Genomic DNA, 17,665 nt, shown 5'->3' on the forward strand with positions numbered 1-17,665 from the left:
CCTCAGGTCAGACAGTGCACGAGCGGCTCTCCGCGCACCCAGCGGCCCACCTCTTCGGCGGCGATCCGCGCGGCCTTCTCCGCGACCGCGCGCGACGCACCGCCCAAGTGCGGGGTCAGCACCACGTGTTCGGCCAGTCTCAGCAGCCGGGAGTCCCCCGGGAGCGGCTCCCGCTCGTACGTGTCGAGCGCCGCCGCCGACACCTGGCCGCTCCCCAGGGCGTCGCACAGCGCGTCCTCGTCAAGCAGCGGGCCCCGGGCCACGTTCACCACCACCGCGCCCGGCGGCAGCAGCGCCAGCTCGCGGGCGCCGATCAGCCCCCGGGTCTCGGGGGTGAGCCGGGCGTGCAGGCTGATCACCCGGGAGCGGCGCAGGAGTTCGTCGAGCGAGGTCACGCGCAGGCCGTGGATCTCGCCGTGCACGTACGGGTCGTACACCATCACCCGCGCCCCGAACGCGCACAGCACACGTGCCACCCGGCTGCCGACGGCCCCGTATCCGACCAGCCCGACGGGCAGGTCCTCCAGCTCCAGACCGCTCTGCTCGTACGTGTAGTACGTCGCGCCCTCCCAGCTGCCCCGCCGGACGAGCGGGTCGTGGGCCTGGGGGATGCGGCGCAGGGCCGACAGCATCATGCCGACGGTGAACTCCGCGGTGGCGGCGGCGTTGCGGCCCGGCGCGAAGCACACCCGCACGTCCCGCTGCCGGGCCGCGGCCAGGTTGACGTTGACCGGCCCGCCCCGGCAGACCACGACCAGCCTCAGATCCGGGCACGCGGCGAGCACCTTCTCGGTGACCGGCCCCATCTGCGTGACCAGCACCTCCGCCCCGGCCAGCGCCTCGATCATCTCGTCCTCGGCGTCACTGGCCTCCTGCACCTCGGCGACCGGCCCGAACGGCTCCAGCGGCCAGCCGAGCTTCAGTTCCGTCACCTGGGTCCGTTCCACCGCCTGCTCCACCGCCCGTGTGATCAGCGACGGCAGGACGAAGTGGTCACCGGCGGCCACGACGCGCACGCTGTTTCCGTCAGTCATCGCAGGGCCTCTCCTGTCTCGGCGTCGAAGACGTGGGTGTGCTGAAGGTCGGCGGCGACCCGGACCCGGTCGTAGTGGGCGAGCCGTACCTCCGGGGCGGTGAGGACGACCAGATGCCGTTCGACTCCGTCGAGGGCGAGGGTCGCCAGGCCCGCCTCCAGGAGCGGTTCGTGGGCGACGACCCGCGCGGGCAGCCCGCCTTCGCCGGTGAGCCGGACGTCCTCGGGGCGGATGCCGACCACCACTTCACGACCTTGGTCCACCGGCACGGGCAGTGCGACGCGGACCGAGTCGGAGAGGCGGGCGTGGCCGTCGCCGCCGGCGATGCCGGGCAGCAGGGTGATCGCCGGCTCGCCGACGAAGTCCGCGACGAAGACGTCGGCCGGTCTGTCGTAGATCTCGTAAGGGGTGCCGAGCTGCTGGATGACGCCGTCCTTCATGACGGCGATCCGGTCGGCGAGGGAGAGGGCCTCCTCCTGGTCGTGGGTGACGAGGATCGTGGTCTGGCCCAGGTCCTTCTGGATGCGCCTGAGTTCGCGGCGGGTGGTGTCGCGCTGGGCCGCGTCCAGGTGGGAGAGGGGTTCGTCGAGGAGCAGCACGTCCGGTTCGCGGATGAGGGCCCGGGCCAGGGAGACGCGCTGCTTCTGACCGCTGGACAGGCCGGCCGGGCGGGCGTCGAGGAGGTCGGTCAGGCCGACCCGTTCGGCGATCTCCCTGACCTTGCGGTCGACGTCACCGCGGGCGGCTCTTCTCCGGGCCTTCAGCCCGAACGCCAGGTTCTCCGCCACCGACAGCGGCGGATACAGCGCGTAGTTCTCGAACGCGACGCCGATGTTCCGCTGCTGCGCGGGCCGTTCGACCACCGACGCCCCGCCGATCAGGATGTCCCCGCCGGTCACCGGCTCAAGACCGGCGATCATGCGCAGGGTCGTCGACTTGCCGCAGCCGGAGGGACCGAGGAGCCCGAGCAGCTCCCCGGAACCGAGGCTCAGGTCGATGCCGCGGACGGCGTCCACGGAAGGCCGCCCCCGCGACCGATAGGTCTTACTGAGTTCACGTAGCTCCAGTCCCGTCATGGCCGCCCTTCATCGCGCAAACCTCGTAACGGACCTTGTGCTCGTCCAGATCCCGCAGTGCCTCCGGCGACGCCCCGTCGTCCACGAGGACCGTGTCGAAGCGGGACAGCGGGACGACCCGGTGCAGGGCGACCCGGCCGAGCTTGGTGTGGTCGATCAGCAGGACGTTCCGTGCCGCCGCGTCGAGCATCGCCCGCTTCACGGACACGATGTGCTGCTCCTGGTGGTACGCGTAACCTCCGTGCACGGCCGACGTCGACGCGAAGCACACGTCCACCCGTAGCTGCCCGACCGCCTCCACGCACGACACCCCCAGGAACGAGGAGTGCAGCGGGTCGTAGTCGCCGCCGAGCGCCATCAGGTGGATGCCCCGCTGGTCGGAGAGGAGGTTGATCGCCTCCAGGAAGTTGGTGACGACCGTCAGCGGGGTGACCTCGCCCGTGCGCAGCCGCCTGGCTATCTCCAGGGTGGAGGTGGAGTCGTCGAGCAGGATCGCCATGCCGGGCTCCACCATCCGCAGGGCGTGCTCGGCGACGGCGGCCTTCTCGGCGCGCATGGTCTTCAGCCGGTACTGCACGTTCGACTCGAAGACCCCGGACGGCTGCGCGGTCACTCCGCCCCGGAACTTCCGTACGATGCCCTGCCGTTCGAGCTCGTCGAGGTCCCGGTGGATGGTCATCAGGCTCACGCCGAACCGTTCGGCGAGCTCCGCCGCCGTCGCCGAGCCGTCGGCCAGCACCTGCTCGGCCATGGCGGCCTGCCGCGCCGCGGGCCCCTGCGGTCCACCACTGCTGTTGCTGCTCATGACTGGGTCTCTATCCGTCGTCCCGGTCGCTCCGGCCGGTCGGCCTCGAACAGCAGCAGGTTCTCAGGCCGGACCACGAGCCGCACCGGATCGTCCGGACGAAGGCGTGCCGCGTCGGCCCGAGGGGCCACGAGGGACACCCGCTGCTCCCCGGCCCCGAGCCGGACGGTGACCTCGACGGACCGGCCGAGCACCTCGGTGACGTACACGGTCCCGGTGAGTTCGTGACCCTCGCCGTGCAGGGCGATGTCCCGGGGGCGGACGCCCACCAGGACGTCCGTGCCGGGCGTGGCCCGCGCCCGGACCGGCAGCTCGACCCCGCCGTCCGACCGCACGCCGCTCTCCGTCACCACGCCCGGGAGCAGATTGATCCGGGGCCGGCCGAAGGCCCGCGCGACCTCCGTGTCGTGGGGCCGGTACCAGATCTCCTCCCGCGTGCCCGTCTGCACGATCCGGCCCTCCCGGATGACCCCGATCCGGTCGCCGAGCGCCAGCGCCTCGACCGAATCGTGCGTGACGTACAGCGTGGTGGTGTGCTGCACGGCCCCGATCGCCTTCAGCTCCGCCCGCATCTGCTGGCGGAGTCTGGCGTCGAGGTGGGAGAGCGGCTCGTCGAGCAGGAAGGCCCGCGCGGGGCGGACCAGGACCCGGCCGAGGGCCACGCGCTGCCGCTGGCCGTTGGACAGCCGGCCGACGGGCCGGTCCAGCAGGCCGGAGATGCCGAGCAGTTCGGCGATGCTGCCGATCCGCTGCTCGGCCTCGGCGGCGGGCAGCCGGTGCCGGGGCGAGCGCAGGGGCGAGGCGAGGTTGTCGTAGGCCGAGCGGTGCGGGTAGAGGGCGTAGCTCTCGAAGCACATCGCCACGCCCCGGTCGTAGGGCTCGACGCCCCGCATGTCCTTGCCGTCGAGGACGACGGTGCCCGAGTCGGGCGGTTCGAGCCCCGCGATCGTCTTCAGCGTCGTGGTCTTGCCGGCACCCGACGGGCCCAGCAGGCAGAAGAACTCTCCCTCGCGCACCTCCAGTTCCAGCTCGTCGAGAGCGACGGTCTTGCCGTACGTCTTCCGTATCCCGCTCAGCGTGATCACGACTTCACCGCCCCGAACGACAGGCCCCGCACCAGATACCGCTGGATCGTCAGCGCCAGCAGCAGCGGCGGTACGACGGACACCAGCGCGGCGGCGGCCGTGAGGTTGTACTTGGGCCGGTCCCCGCCGAGGAAGGACAGCGCGCCCACGGTCACGGTCTGGGCCTCGTTGGAGGTGAGGATCAGCGGGAAGACGAAGTTGTTCCACGCGAAGATGAACGCCAGCAGGGACACGGCCGCGATGCCCGGCTTGACCAGCGGCAGGGCCACCTTGAAGAACGCCTGCTTGCGGGTGTAGCCGTCCAGCAGGGCCGCCTGCTCCAGCTCGGGCGTGAGGTCGGCGAAGTACGAGCGCATGATCCACACGATCAGCGGCAGGGTGACGAGTTGCAGCACCCACACCATGCCGACGTACGTGTCGAACAGCCCGAGCTTCTGGTAGAGCACGAACAGCGGGATGATGACGGTCAGTTCGGGGGCGAAGCGGAACGACAGCAGCGTGAACATCAGGTTCTCCGAGCCCTTGAACCGCCACCGCGCCGAGGCGTAAGCCGCCGGCAGTCCCACCACCAGCGACAGCACGACCGCCCCCACCGACACCACGAGGCTGTTGACGAAGAACCGCACGAACGGGATGCCCTCGCTGTCGCCGAGGACCGTCCGGTAGCCGTCCAGCGTCGGGGAGAAGGAGAAGTACGTGCTGAACAGCTGGTCGGCGGGTTTGAGGGAGAGGATCACCATCCAGGCGATCGGGAACAGCGCGAAGACGAAGTAGAGGACGAGGGCGGCATCGGCCAGCCACCCCGGCACCCGCTTTCTCACGTGGTCACCTCCGCGGCCCGGCGCTGGATCTTCCCGAGGTGCTTCACCAGCACCATCGCGGCCAGATACACCACGGCCCACAGCACGATCGTGTAGGAGATCCCGAAGGAGTAGCGCTGGAAGCGGATGGCCTCCAGGTACGCCCGGATCTGGAGGACGACGGTCGAGTCACCCGGCCCGCCTTCCGTCAGGGCGTAGATGATGTCGAACACCTTCAGCGAGTCCATGAACCGGAAGATCACCGCGACCAGGACGTACGGCCACAGCATCGGCAGGGTCAGCCGGCGGAAGGTGTACCACCACCCCGCGCCGTCCACGGCCGCCGCCTCGAACGGGGAGGCGGGCAGCGACCGCAGACCGGCCAGGGCGAGGATCGCCACGAACGGGGTGTAGACCCACACGTCCACGGCGATCGACGACAGCAGGGCGCCCGCCGGGGTGTCGGTCCACTGCACCCCGCCCAGACCGAAGGGCCTGAGCAGATGGTTGACCACCCCCACCGAGGGCTGGAGCATCAGCTTCCAGATGATCGCGGCGATCACCGGGGCGATCATCAGCGGCAGGATCAGGATCTTCTCCAGGATCCGGCCGAGGAGCGTCGACCGGTGCAGCAACAGCGCGACGGTCACCCCGAGCACCGTCTCGGCGAGGGCCGCCCCGACCGCGTACAGCACCGTCACCCACGCCGAGTTCCAGAACGCCTCCTGTGTGAAGACGGTCGTGTAGTTCTCGAACCGGACCATGTCCGGCTGCGGTTTGCTCGCCGAGAAGTCGAACAGCGTGTAATACAGCCCGAGCCCGAAGGGGTACAGGATCCCGCAGGTCAGCAGCAGTGCCGGGACGATCAGGAGGTACGGGCGCAGCGCGAGCCGCATGGCTAGCCCACCTTGCCGGCGAGGTCGTCCGCCAGTCCGTCCAGGACGGACTGCGCGCCCTTGCCGCCGTAGATCTCCTGGAGGGCCGCCGCCCAGCTGGTCGTCGCGTCGAAGAACTGGGCCTGCGGGGTGAACTGGATCTTCGTCTGGTCGACGACCGTCTCGAAGGTCTCCAGGAAGCCCGGCAGATGCCGCATCTTGTCCTTGTACGCGGCGTCGTCGGCGACCGACTTGCGCACCGGGTCGATGTGGTTGTGGGTGACCGCACCCTTGCGCAGGTGCTCCTTGCCGGTGGCCCACTGGAGGAACAGCCAACTCGCGCTCTTCTTCTCGCTCCTGGCGTTCATGCCGAGCGACCAGATCCACATGTTGGTGGCGAGCGACCCGTCCGGCCCCTTGGGCCCGGGGTGGAAGGCGATCTTCCCGGAGGCGGGGCCGGCGCCCTTCACCGCCTGGAAGTAGGCGGCCGTGTCGGCGTCGAACAGCATCCCGGCCTTCTTCGCGCCCAGGTCGCTGGAGCACTGGTACCAGGTGTAGGAGGTCCAGGACGGCGGGCCGCCCCGCTTCACCATCCGCGCCCAGTCCTCGGTGAAGGCCACGGCCTCGGGGCTGTTCATGGCGGGTGTGAGCTTCCCGCCGTCGACCGTGAAGTCCTCCAGCCCGTTGCGGGCGTACATCGTCATGAAGCCGGGGTGGATGGTGGCCCAGCTCCGTGAGCCGCGTACGGCGATCCCGTACATCCCGTCGAAGCCCGCGCCCGGCGCCTTCCGCTTGATCGTTCCGGCGAGTTCGTCCAGTTCGTCGAAGGACTCGGCCGGCTTGAGGCCGAGTTTGTGGAACACCTCGGTGTTGTAGGCGACGACGTTCGTCTCCCAGCCCCACGGCAGCGCGTACTGCCCGCCCCGGCCGAGCGGCGCGCCCGCCTTCAGCGACCACTGGTCGGCCTGGAGCAGGTTCGGGAAGAAGTCGGCCTGGTCCCACTCGGCGCCCGTCGCCGAGGAGTTGCGCATCCACGGCCCGAGGTCCTCCAGCCAGCCCGGCGGCCCGTACTGCCACACCATGTACGCGCCCAGCATGAAGACGTCGTAGGAGGCGCGCCCGCTGGACAGGTCCACGGTGAGCTTGTCGAAGTAGTTGTCCTCGGGGAAGACGTCGTACTCGACCTCGATGCCGGTCTTCGCGGTGAAGGACTTCAGGTCGGCGATGAGCGCGTCCGTGTACGGGTGCTTGTTGAGCAGCGCCTTGACCGTCGTGCCCTTCTCCCGCTTCCAGTCGAAGGAACCGGTGACGTCGTCCGCGGCGGAGCCGTCGCTCTTGTCGTCGTTCCCGCCGAAACCGGCGCCGCAGGCCGTGAGCAGCGGGGCGGCCGCCGCCCCGGCGGCGAGGGCGAGGAAGCGCCGGCGGTCGTGCACGTGCGTGTCCATCCGTACCTCCGCGTGGAGCCTGGTCAACACGTCGAGTCGACTCGTCAACAGAGGGTGGAACGGCTGAAGTTGGGCGTCAATCCCTCGCGCACGGGAAAATATCGGGGCACAGTGAGAAGTTCACAGATCCAGCTGCGACGGCGTGGGAGGTTCCGGATGGCGGACGAGGGTGCGGGCTGGCTGGGCGTCGACCTGGGCACGCAGAGCGTCCGCGTGCTGCTCGTCAGCGCCGACGGCACGGTCCTCGGCAGCGGCTCCGCCCCGCTGACCGGGCGGCGCGACGGGGTGCGGCACGAGCAGGACCCGGTGCGGTGGTGGGCGGCGCTGTGCACGGCGTCGCGGGCCGCGCTCGGCTCCGCGCCCGGCGTGCCGATCGGCGGAATGGCGGTGTGCGGCACGTCGGGCACGGTACTGCTGACGGACGACTCGGGCCGTCCGGTGAGCCCGGCGCTGATGTACGACGACGGGCGCGCCGCGGAGGAGGCGGCGCGGGCCCGGGAGGCGGGGCTCGCGGTCCAGGACACGTGGGCGCTGCCGAAGGCGTTGTGGCTGGTGGGGGAGTACGGGCCGGGGCTCCGGCTGCGTCACCAGCCCGACCTGGTCGTCACCCGGCTCATCGGGGAGCCGCCCCCGGCCGACTCCAGCCACGCCCTGAAGACGGGCTACGACCTCGAAGGCGACCGCTGGCCGGACACCGCCCTGGCCCGACTGGGTGTGCCGGAGCGCCTGCTGCCCGACGTCGTACGCCCGGGGACGAGGCTCGGCGAGGTCTGTGCCCGCGCCGCCGACGCCACCGGCATCCCCGCGGGCACCCCGGTGCTCGCCGGGATGACGGACGGCTGCGCGGCCCAGATCGCCTCGGGCGCGCTGCGGCCCGGCTCCTGGAACTCGGTGCTCGGCACGACCCTCGTGCTGAAGGGAGCGGCCCGGGACCCCGTCCGGGATCCCACCGGCGTGGTCTACAACCACCGTGCCCCGGAGGGCACGTGGCTGCCCGGCGGGGCGTCCAGCGTCGGGGCCGGGGCACTCGCGGCGCACTTCCCGGACGCCTGCCCTGCCACGATGGACGAACGGGCCATGGCGTTCGAGCCGTCCAGCGCGGTCGCCTATCCCCTCGTCTCGCCGGGGGAGCGGTTCCCGTTCCGGGCGCCGGAGGCGGCACCGCTGGTCCTCGGAGAACTTCGGGACGACGCCGACCTGTGGGCCGCGCTGCTCCAGGGCGTCGGCTTCGCGGAACGCCTGTGCCTGGACTACCTGCACCACCTCGGCGCCCCTCTCGACGGCCCGCTCACCTTCACCGGCGGCGGCGCGCGCAGCCCGTACTGGAACCAGCTGCGCGCCGACATCCTCGGCCGCCCGGCCCGCGTGCCCGAGCAGACCGAACCGGCCCTCGGGATGGCGGCGCTGGCCGCGTACGGGGCGTCGGGAGGGGGAGCACTGGCCGATGTCGCCGAGCGCATGGTCCGTGTCCGGACCGTCCTCGAACCCCGCCCGGACCGGACGGCGGCCTTCGCCGAGCCGTACGCGCGTCTCGTCGACGCCCTCCGGGAACGCGGCTGGCTGCCCGCCCCGGTGGCGGAACACGCCCGGACCCGGCTGCACCTGGACACGGGGCAGTCATGACCACGACCCTGGTGCGGGCCCGCACCGGCGAGCAGACCGCCCCGGCGTGTCGCCCCGCACCGACAGCCCGACCGCATCCGAACGGACCGGCCCATGACCACCACCCTCCTGCTGGCCCGCCACGGGCAGACCGTCTGGCACGCCGAGAACCGCTACGCCGGGATAAGCGACATCGACCTCACCGACACCGGCCGCGCCCAGGCCGAGGCCCTCGGCCGGTGGGCCGCGGCCCACCCCGTCGACGCGATCTGGACGTCCCCGCTGTCCCGGGCCGTCGCCACCGCCGAGCCCGCCTGCCGTGCCCTGGGCCTCACCCCGCAGCGCGAACCGGGGCTGCGGGAATGTGACTTCGGCGTGGTCGAGGGCCGTACGCTCGCCGAGTTCGAGGCCGAGGACCCGGAGTGGGCCGCGGCCTACCGCGCCGACCCGGTGGCGAACTCCTTCCCCGGCGCCGAGGACCCGTCGGCGGCGGCGGCCCGCGGAGCCCGCGCCCTGCGGGACATCGCCGCCGCCCACCCCGGCGGGCGTGTCCTGGTCGTCGCCCACAACACCCTGCTGCGCCTGGTGCTGTGCAGGCTGCTGTCGATCCCGGCGGGCGAGTACCGCCGGGTGTTCCCGCGCCTGCGCAACGCGGCGATCAGCGAGATCCGCCTGGACGGCGAGACGGCCGCCCTGCTGTCGCTGAACGTGCCGTGCGAGCCGGACGTTCCCTAGGTCAACTTCCTTACGTGCATGGGAACATGGGTGCGCGACCGACTCTGGAGGCGAGCCCATGACGGAGATCGACACCTCGGTGCCCCACTCGGCCCGGATCTGGAACCACTGGCTGGGCGGCAGGGACAACTACCCGGTGGACCGGGCGGCCGGCGACGCCTACACCGCCGTCTTCCCCGGCATCGTCACCATCGCCCGCAGCAGCCGCGCCTTCCTCGGCCGTGCGATCCGCCACCTCGTCCAGGAGGCGGGAGTACGGCAGTTCCTCGACGTCGGCAGCGGTCTGCCGACCGTCGACAACACCCACGAGGTGGCTCAGCGGCTCACCCCCGAGTCACGCATCGTCTACGTCGACCACGACCCGCTGGTCCTGGTGCACGCCCGCACCCTGCTCACCTCCACACCGCAGGGCGCGACCGCCTTCGAGGACATCAGCCTGTACGAGCCGGAGCGCGTCCTCCAGGCCGCCGGGAAGACCCTGGACCTCACCCGGCCCACCGCCCTGATCCTCAGCGGCGTCCTGGGCCACGTCGCCGACCACGACCAGGGCCGCGACCTCGTCCGCCGGCTGATGGACGGCCTTCCCTCCGGCAGCTACCTGTGCGTCAGCGACGGCTCGCGCGGCACCGACCCGGCGTACGAGCAGGCCCAGGACGCCTACAACGACACCGGCGCCGTTCCGTACTTCCTGCGGCCGGTGGAGCAGATCGAGGCCTACTACGAGGGGCTGGAGCTCGTGGAGCCGGGTGTGGTCTCCGTGTCGCGGTGGCGGCCCGAGCCGGGGACCTTGCCGGCACCGGTCGGCCAGCACGCAGGCCTGGGCCGCAAGCCCTGACCGGCCCCGAACCAGGGAAAACCCCCGCGAGTCACGTCCTCGCGGGGGTTTGCCTCTCTCCGCCTGCCGTGCGTGAAGGGTGAGAAGACGATCACGAGGCAGGACGCTTCGGGGACATCAAAGGCTCAGGGGGTCAGCAGCAGCACGTCCGCGCGGGACGAGGCGGCCTCGTAACGCCGGGCCACGTCCTGCCAGTCGACGACCTTCCACATGGCCTCGATGAAGTCGACCTTCTGGTTCTTGTACTGCAGGTAGAAGGCGTGCTCCCAGGCGTCGAAGACCAGGATCGGGGTCGAGCCCTGGCCGATGTTGCCCTGGTGGTCGTAGACCTGCTCCACGATCAGCCGGCCGCTCAGCGGCTCGTAGGCCAGCACGCCCCAGCCCGAGCCCTGCGTGGTCGCGGAAGCCTTGGACAACTGCGCCTTGAAGTGCGCGAAGGAGCCGAAGGACTCGGTGATCGCGTCGGCGAGTCCGCCCACGCCGTCCTGTGCCAGCGGCTCGCCGCCGCCGTCCTTCGGGCCGGTCATGTTCTGCCAGTAGATGCTGTGCAGGATGTGCCCGGACAGATGGAAGGCCAGGTTCTTCTCCAGCCCGTTGATCGACCCCCAGGTCTCCTTGTCCCGCGCCTCGGCGAGCTGCTCCAGCGTGTCGTTGGCGCCTTTCACATAGGCCGCGTGGTGCTTGTCGTGGTGCAGCTCGATGATCTCGGGGCTGATCACGGGGGCGAGCGCGGAGTAGTCGTAGGGCAGTTCAGGCAGCGTGTAGACGGGCATGGGGTCCCCCTCCGAAACCTCTTATTGCAAGTAGATTGCAACTGCACGCTAGCAGCAGGAGGGTGGTGGTGGGTGCTCCGGCACGCGAAAAGGCCCCCGCGGGTTTCCACGGGGGCCCTTCACGTCTGCCTTCTACTGCTCGGCGCGCACCTTCTGCCACGCGTACCCGATGGCCGCCAGGAGCAGGACCATCCCGCCCGTCGAGTACAACTGGACCCGTGTGTCCGGCTCACGGGCCATCAGGACGAACACGGCGGCCATGCCGGCCAGCGCGATCCACGTCAGCCACGGGAACGCCCACATGCGCACGGCCAGCTTCCCGGGCTCCTCGCGCTCCAACCGGCGGCGCAGCCGCAGCTGCGAGACCGCGATGAAGATCCAGACGACCAGGATCACCGCGCCGATCATGTTCAGCAGCCAGGCGAAGACGTCGTTCGGCCGCCAGTAGCTCAGCAGCACGCACAGGAACCCGAAGACGGAGGACGCCAGCACGGCGATCCGCGGCACCCCGCCCGAGACCCGGCCCAGCCCCTTGGGGCCCTGGCCGCGCTCCACCAGCGAGTAGGCGATGCGGGAGGCGCCGTAGATGTTGGCGTTCATCGCGGACAGCAGGGCCACCAGCACGACCACGTTCATCAGCTGGCCGGCGCCGGGGATGCCGAGCTCGTCGAGGGCGGCGACGTACGGGCCCTTCTCGACGACCTCCTTGGAGTCCCAGGGGACGAGGGTGACGATGACCGCCATGGAGCCGATGTAGAACAGCGCGATGCGCCACATCGCCGTCCGGACCGCGCTCGCCACGCCCTGGACGGGATTCTCCGACTCGGCCGCCGCGATGGTGACCGTCTCCAGGCCGCCGTAGGCGAAGACCGAGGCGAGCAGGCCGATGACCAGGCCCTCGCCGCCGTTGGGCAGGAAGTCCGTGAGGTGGCTCGCGCCGGGCGAATCCGTGCCGGGCAGGATGCCGAGGATCGCCAGGACGCCGAGCACGAGGAACAGGCTGATCGCGGCGACCTTCAGGGCCGCGAACCAGAATTCGAACTCGCCGAAGTTCTTCACGGCCGCGAGGTTCGTACCGCAGAAGACGACCATGAACAGCGCCACCCACACCCACTCCGGGGTGCCCGGCAGCCAGCCGCTGACGATCTTCGCGGCACCGATGCCCTCCAGACCGACGGCCGTGCACAGCAGCACCCAGAAGGACCAGCCGGCGGTGAACCCGGCCCAGGGGCCGATCGCCCGCTCGGCGTGCGCCGAGAACGAGCCGGACGACGGGTACGCGGCCGACATCTCGCCGAGCATCCGCATCACCAGCATCACGAGGAGACCGGAGAGGGCGTAGGCCACCACGATCGACGGACCGGCGGCGGCGATGCCGGCACCGGAGCCGACGAACAGGCCGGCGCCGATCACACCGCCGAGGGCGATCATCGACAGGTGGCGCTGCTTCAGGCCGTGGGAGAGGGCGACGTCGTCCGTGCTGGGCGGCGTCCCGGTGGTGGTGCTGGGCATGGGCGCGGTTCGTCCAATGCGTGAGGGGCGTGTGCGAGGGCAAAAACGCCGCCAGTCTCGGATGCCTCCCAGCCGGAGCGGAGAGGCATCCCACGATGTGGACGACCGCGTCGCTCTGCGTGGCCATGTGGCGAACGGCGCGTGGTGTGAGGGCTCGCCCTCGACGACGCAGCTCTCCTTGCCTCGACCCGCGCCGGGCGACGACAGGTGACCGCGCCCTGGCACCGCAGGTCGACGTGGCGACGCGACGGGAAGTGCCGCGAGACGGGGTGCGGGTGCCCGGTCCTGACGCGGCGTCTTTGGTGGAAATCTACAGACGCCTCGCGCCTCGCTCCCGTGCCCTGCGCCACCTCAGCTCCGTGACCGGCATCACGCCGTACTCGGTGTAACCCGCACCCTTTGTTCGGAGCCGACCAAGCGCCGGCTCGTGCCTTTGTCGATCGCTGACGGTGATCGGGACGAGGGCGCTGGGATAGCGTCGCGGTGTCCCAACGGCCCTCACCCTCGCGGAGTCCCCATGAGCACCGCTGCCGCCACACCCGCCCGCACCGGGCAGGTCCTCGCCGACCTGCTCCCCGCCTCCCGTGTCCGGGACGCGGCCCTCGTGCTCGGCGGCGCCGCGCTCACCGGTCTCGCCGCCCAGCTCTCGGTGCCCGTGCCGGGCTCCCCGGTGCCGGTGACCGGCCAGACCTTCGCCGCGCTGCTCGTCGGCACGTCCCTCGGTGCCGGCCGCGGCTTCCTCGCGCTCGCGGTGTACGCGGTGGCGGGCATCGCCGGTGTGCCGTGGTTCGCGAGCGGCACCTCCGGTGTCGCCCCCTCGTTCGGCTACATCCTCGGCATGATCCTCGCCGCCACCGTCGTCGGCGCGCTGGCCCGCCGCGGCGCCGATCGTTCGATGCTGCGCATGGCCGGCACGATGCTCGTGGGCGAGGCGATCATCTACGCCATCGGCGTGCCCTACCTGGCCCTCGCCACCGGTATGTCCGCCACCGCCGCGATCGCGGCCGGCCTCACGCCGTTCCTCATCGGCGACGCGCTGAAGGCGGCGCTGGCGATGGGGGCGCTGCCGACGGCATGGAAGTTCGCGAACAAGCGCTGAGCCCGCAGACGTCGCAGACGTCGCAGGTGATGTCGAGGCCCGCCGGGGTGTGCTTCCCCGGCGGGCCTCTCGTGTGTGCTCCGGACCGGTCTTCGGCGCCGCCCGGGCCCGCCGTCTTGTTGTCCTCACTCACCAGCAGAGGAGTGGCCGGGGTGTCGGGGGAGGGGTTGTTCGTGCCGAACGGCACCGGACCCCGCTGCCAGAACGTCTTCTTCCCGTCCCCTTCACGGTGCTGTAGGGGGAAAGAAGAAGGGCCTGCGGTGCGTGCCGCTGGGCAACACGCATCGCAGGCCCGCCCGTTCACCGCCGAACGCCATGCGCCGCAGGGGAGCACCGGAAGGGTCAGCCGGCCGAGACCTCGTTCCGCTCCTCGTTCCGAGCCGCGGCGGCGTCAGCGGCCCGCGGCCCGCCACGGGCCTTCTCCTTCACGAAGGCGATGACGAGCACCACCGCCGCGACGAGCAGCGACAGCAGCATGGTCGTGCGCCCGTCGTGCTCGGTGTCGGTGAGCATGTAGCCGAGGATGAACACGATCAGCGCGGCCGTGGCCCAGGTCAGGTACGGGTACAGCCACATCTTCACGACGAGCTTCTCCGGCGCCTCGGCCTTGATGATCTTCCGCATGCGCAGCTGGGAGAAGCAGATGACCAGCCACACGAACAGGGCGACCGCGCCGCTGGAGTTCACGAGGAAGAGGAAGACGGAGTCCGGGAACTTGTAGTTGAAGAAGACGGCGACGAAGCCGAACGCGACGGACGCGAGGATCGCGGTGCGCGGCACGCCGTTGGAGGTCGTGCGGGCGAAGGCCTTCGGCGCGTCTCCGCGCTGGCCGAGCGAGAAGGCCATGCGGGAGGCGGTGTAGAGGCCGGAGTTGAGGCAGGACAGCACCGAGGTCAGCACGATGAAGTTCATGATCTGCCCGGCGTGCGCGATGCCGAGGGAGTCGAGCGCGGCGACGTACGAGCCGTCCTTGGTGATGGACTTGCTGTCCCACGGCAGCAGGGACACCACGACGAAGATCGAACCGAGGTAGAAGACGGCGACGCGCCAGATGATGCTGTTGGTGGCCTTGGTGACGGCCTGCCGCGGGTTCTCGGACTCGCCGGCGGCCAGGGTGGCGATCTCGCTGCCCATGAAGGAGAAGACGACGAGCAGCACACCGGTGAGGATCGCCCCGGGACCGTGGGGCAGGAAGCCCCCGTGCTCGGTGAGGTTGCTCAGCCCGGCCTGCTCGCTGTCCACACCCGGCAGGAGCCCGAACACGGCCAGCCCGCCGATGACGATGAACGCGGCGATGGCGACGACCTTGATCCCCGCGAACCAGAACTCGAACTCGCCGTAGGAGGCGACGGAGACGAGGTTGGTGGCGGTCAGCACGACCATCACGATCAGGGCCCAGGCCCACTGCGGCACGGCCGGTATCCAGCCCTCCAGGATCACGGCCCCGGCGGTCGCCTCGACTGCCAGGACCACCACCCAGAAGAACCAGTACAGCCAGCCGATGGAGAACCCGGCCCACGGCCCGAGCGCCCGGTCGGCGTGCGCGGAGAACGAACCCGAGGTCGGGTTGGCAGCCGACATCTCACCGAGCATCCGCATCACCAGCACCACGAGCGTGCCGACGAGGGCGTACGACAGGAGAATGCCGGGCCCGGCGGTGGCGATACCGGAACTGGACCCCACGAAGAGCCCGGCCCCGATGACACCGCCGATGGCGATCATCGAAAGGTGCCGGTTCTTCAGCCCGGCCTGCAGTCCGGAGCCGTCGGCTCCGCCACTGCCACCCGGTCCGCCGGAGCCGCCGGGGCCACCGGGGTCTCCTGGTCCACCGGGATCATTTCCGGTCGTCTTCATCGTCGGCTGCGAGGTCATGGAACGGATTTCCTTTGCGCCGGGGAGCTGTTGTCCGTACGAACCGCACGAGCCGTACGAACGGGGTGTGTCGCGGCACGACGGCGTACAGGGGCTCGTACGAGCGGTGTACGAGCCGGTCCAGTGAATCGGAGGCGAACGTACAGGAGAACCTTTGAATTCAGATTGTTACTTGAGGTTTTCCTGAGCTTCCGTAATGCGCCTCACAATCAGCTCAGGTTTTCCTGAGCGTCACCCCGCGCGCCTGCCCCGAAACTCCCGTGTCACACTCGTCCCATGCGCGTGTACCTCGGCTCGGACCATGCGGGCTACGAACTCAAGAACCACCTCGTCGAGTGGCTGAAGGCGGCGGGTCACGACCCCGTGGACTGCGGCCCGCACATCTACGACGCCCAGGACGACTACCCGCCGTTCTGCCTCCGCGCGGCGGAGCGCACGGCCGCGGACCCCGAGGCCCTCGGCATCGTCATCGGCGGCTCCGGCAACGGCGAGCAGATCGCCGCGAACAAGGTCAAGGGAGTCCGCGCGGCCCTCGCCTGGAGCGAGGAGACGGCGTCCCTCGGCCGCCAGCACAACAACGCCAACGTCGTGGCCGTCGGTGCCCGCATGCACTCCCAGGACGAGGCGACGAAGTTCGTGGAGGCGTTCCTCAACACCCCGTTCTCCGGTGACGAGCGTCACATCCGCCGGATCGACATGCTGTCGGCGTACGAGTCGACGGGCGACCTCCCGCCGATCCCGCCGCACCACCCGCAGGCGTAGAGCTCACGGGTCGAACGAACGCGAGTGGGGCGGGGCCGGCGGCCCCGCCCCACATGACCTTGACGCCGCCCCCGACGGCGGCCGAGCCCGAAGTGGGGCACGGTGTCCGATTCGGACGTCCGGCCCGGGGCTTCGGCCAGGAGTGAGCCCGGTGCCGGAGCCGGCCGTGGGGCTCTGCGTCCGAGCCTCGAAGTGCGGGCCAGGGCCCGAGTGCTACGCGGTGGGGCAGCGCCTGAGCTACGCACGGTGGGGCCCGCACGCATCCAAGCCAAGGGCGGCGGGCTCACCGAGGGCATGAGGCATAGCCTCTGGCGGGGTTCCGGAGAGGCAGCCCTGGCGGGGTTCAGCCCTAGTGGGATGGCAGGTGCGGAGCCCGGGTCTTTCGACCTCAGTCTCTTGACCGACCGAGTCGGGCGGTCGGGTTGGGCGAACCCCTCCGAGGGCCGGGGCGGAGCCCCGGGGCTCGCCGCGTCCAGCGTCTGGACCGACCGACGGGCGGGCCCGTGCGCAAAACACCAGACGATCACAGGGAGCACCCGTGCCGGAAGGCCACACCATCCACCGCCTGGCCCAGGACTACGCCACCGCCTTCCTCCACACGCACCCCCGGGTCACCAGCCCCCAGGGCAAGTTCCAAGCCGCCGCCACCCTCCTCACCGGCACGGAACTCACCGCGACAGAGGCCCACGGCAAACACCTCTTCCTCCGCTTCCGCGCCACCGACTGGATCCACATCCACCTCGGCCTCTTCGGCAAGGTCACCTTCGGCCCCACCCCCGCCCCACCCCCCACCGACACCGTCCGCCTCCGCCTCGCGAACGACACCGCGTACGTCGACCTCCGGGGCCCCACCACCTGCGCCCTCATCACACCCCCGGACAAGCAGGCGATACACGAGCGCCTCGGCCCCGACCCCCTCCGCGACGACGCCGACCCGGACACCGCGTACCGCCGCATCAGCCGCAGCCGTACGACGATCGCTGCCCTCCTCATGGACCAGAAGGTCATCGCGGGCGTAGGAAACGTCTACCGCGCGGAGGTCCTCTTCCGGCACAACGTCGACCCGTACCGCGCGGGCAAGGACATCACCCCCACCGAGTGGCACGCGATCTGGGCCGACCTCGTCGCCCTCATGCACGAGGGCGTCCGCAACAACCGCATCGACACCGTCCGCCCGGAGCACACCCCCAAGGCGATGGGCCGCCCGCCCCGCGTCGACGACCACGGCGGCGAGGTGTACGTCTACCGCAGGGCCGACCAGCCCTGCCACATCTGCGGCGACCGGATCCGCACCGCCGACCTCGCCGCCCGCAACCTCTTCTGGTGCCCGACCTGCCAACGCCCCTGACCGCGAA

The 17,665-nt window shown here is 70.8% G+C and carries 16 protein-coding genes; 6 read left to right on the forward strand and 10 right to left on the reverse strand.

Going from position 1 to position 17,665, the window contains the following annotated elements; translation table 11 throughout:
• Positions 1–2: 2 nt before the first annotated feature.
• From ACWD1U_RS04490 to ACWD1U_RS04520, 7 genes are read right to left on the reverse strand one after another with little or no spacing between them, the layout of a single operon-like run.
• On the reverse strand, positions 3–1,034 hold the full coding sequence (locus ACWD1U_RS04490; protein WP_451104333.1) for a 2-hydroxyacid dehydrogenase: 1,032 nt from the start codon (positions 1,032–1,034) through the stop codon (positions 3–5).
• Positions 1,031–2,050 carry an ABC transporter ATP-binding protein gene (locus ACWD1U_RS04495; protein WP_451104335.1) on the reverse strand — a complete coding sequence of 340 codons (1,020 nt, stop codon included), beginning with the start codon at positions 2,048–2,050 and terminating at the stop codon, positions 1,031–1,033. The genes ACWD1U_RS04490 and ACWD1U_RS04495 overlap by 4 nt, the downstream gene beginning before the upstream one ends.
• Before the next feature lie 37 nt (positions 2,051–2,087).
• Complete coding sequence (locus ACWD1U_RS04500; protein WP_451104337.1) at positions 2,088–2,915, reverse strand: DeoR/GlpR family DNA-binding transcription regulator; 828 nt, start codon at positions 2,913–2,915, stop codon at positions 2,088–2,090.
• On the reverse strand, positions 2,912–4,000 hold the full coding sequence (locus ACWD1U_RS04505; protein WP_451104339.1) for an ABC transporter ATP-binding protein: 1,089 nt from the start codon (positions 3,998–4,000) through the stop codon (positions 2,912–2,914). The genes ACWD1U_RS04500 and ACWD1U_RS04505 overlap by 4 nt, the downstream gene beginning before the upstream one ends.
• The gene (locus tag ACWD1U_RS04510) at positions 3,997–4,821 is read right to left on the reverse strand and encodes a carbohydrate ABC transporter permease (RefSeq protein ID WP_451104340.1); all 825 of its coding nucleotides are present in this window, start codon (positions 4,819–4,821) and stop codon (positions 3,997–3,999) included. The genes ACWD1U_RS04505 and ACWD1U_RS04510 overlap by 4 nt, the downstream gene beginning before the upstream one ends.
• Entirely contained in the window at positions 4,818–5,696 is an 879-nt protein-coding gene (locus ACWD1U_RS04515; protein ID WP_451104342.1) for a carbohydrate ABC transporter permease, read from the reverse strand. Before ACWD1U_RS04515 ends, ACWD1U_RS04510 begins: the two co-directional genes overlap by 4 nt.
• 2 nt (positions 5,697–5,698) lie before the next feature.
• Positions 5,699–7,120, reverse strand: a complete 1,422-nt coding sequence (locus ACWD1U_RS04520) for an ABC transporter substrate-binding protein (protein WP_451104344.1) — start codon at positions 7,118–7,120, stop codon at positions 5,699–5,701.
• Between the two features lie 156 nt (positions 7,121–7,276).
• Here ACWD1U_RS04520 and ACWD1U_RS04525 point away from each other — a divergent pair, with 156 nt between their 5' ends.
• From ACWD1U_RS04525 to ACWD1U_RS04535, 3 genes are all read left to right on the forward strand, one after another.
• On the forward strand, positions 7,277–8,743 hold the full coding sequence (locus tag ACWD1U_RS04525; protein ID WP_451104346.1) for an FGGY-family carbohydrate kinase: 1,467 nt from the start codon (positions 7,277–7,279) through the stop codon (positions 8,741–8,743).
• Positions 8,744–8,836: 93 nt separating this feature from the next.
• Positions 8,837–9,457 (forward strand): histidine phosphatase family protein, encoded by a 621-nt coding sequence (locus ACWD1U_RS04530; protein ID WP_451104348.1) that lies wholly within the window; start codon positions 8,837–8,839, stop codon positions 9,455–9,457.
• Positions 9,458–9,515: 58 nt separating this feature from the next.
• Positions 9,516–10,292, forward strand: coding sequence for an SAM-dependent methyltransferase (locus tag ACWD1U_RS04535; RefSeq protein ID WP_451104350.1), 777 nt, complete (start codon positions 9,516–9,518; stop codon positions 10,290–10,292).
• A 125-nt stretch (positions 10,293–10,417) separates the two neighbouring features.
• Here the strand turns inward: ACWD1U_RS04535 and ACWD1U_RS04540 are convergent, their stop codons facing one another.
• A complete protein-coding gene (locus ACWD1U_RS04540; RefSeq protein WP_451104352.1) occupies positions 10,418–11,065 on the reverse strand; it encodes a superoxide dismutase in 648 nt (215 codons plus the stop codon).
• A 132-nt stretch (positions 11,066–11,197) separates the two neighbouring features.
• Positions 11,198–12,577, reverse strand: coding sequence for an amino acid permease (locus ACWD1U_RS04545; protein WP_451104354.1), 1,380 nt, complete (start codon positions 12,575–12,577; stop codon positions 11,198–11,200).
• A 517-nt stretch (positions 12,578–13,094) separates the two neighbouring features.
• Between ACWD1U_RS04545 and ACWD1U_RS04550 the strand changes: the two genes are divergently transcribed.
• Positions 13,095–13,676, forward strand: coding sequence for a biotin transporter BioY (locus ACWD1U_RS04550; protein WP_451104356.1), 582 nt, complete (start codon positions 13,095–13,097; stop codon positions 13,674–13,676).
• 342 nt (positions 13,677–14,018) lie between these two features.
• Here ACWD1U_RS04550 and ACWD1U_RS04555 read toward each other — a convergent pair whose 3' ends face one another.
• The gene (locus ACWD1U_RS04555; RefSeq protein WP_451104358.1) at positions 14,019–15,548 is read right to left on the reverse strand and encodes an amino acid permease; all 1,530 of its coding nucleotides are present in this window, start codon (positions 15,546–15,548) and stop codon (positions 14,019–14,021) included.
• 276 nt (positions 15,549–15,824) lie between these two features.
• On the opposite strand from ACWD1U_RS04555, the gene ACWD1U_RS04560 reads away from it, so the two are divergent.
• The gene (locus tag ACWD1U_RS04560; RefSeq protein WP_451104360.1) at positions 15,825–16,310 is read left to right on the forward strand and encodes a ribose-5-phosphate isomerase; all 486 of its coding nucleotides are present in this window, start codon (positions 15,825–15,827) and stop codon (positions 16,308–16,310) included.
• A gap of 538 nt (positions 16,311–16,848) precedes the next feature.
• Positions 16,849–17,658 carry an Fpg/Nei family DNA glycosylase gene (locus tag ACWD1U_RS04565; RefSeq protein WP_451104362.1) on the forward strand — a complete coding sequence of 270 codons (810 nt, stop codon included), beginning with the start codon at positions 16,849–16,851 and terminating at the stop codon, positions 17,656–17,658.
• Positions 17,659–17,665 lie beyond the last annotated feature (7 nt).

It is taken from the genome of Streptomyces sp. NPDC002788, from assembly GCF_053592115.1.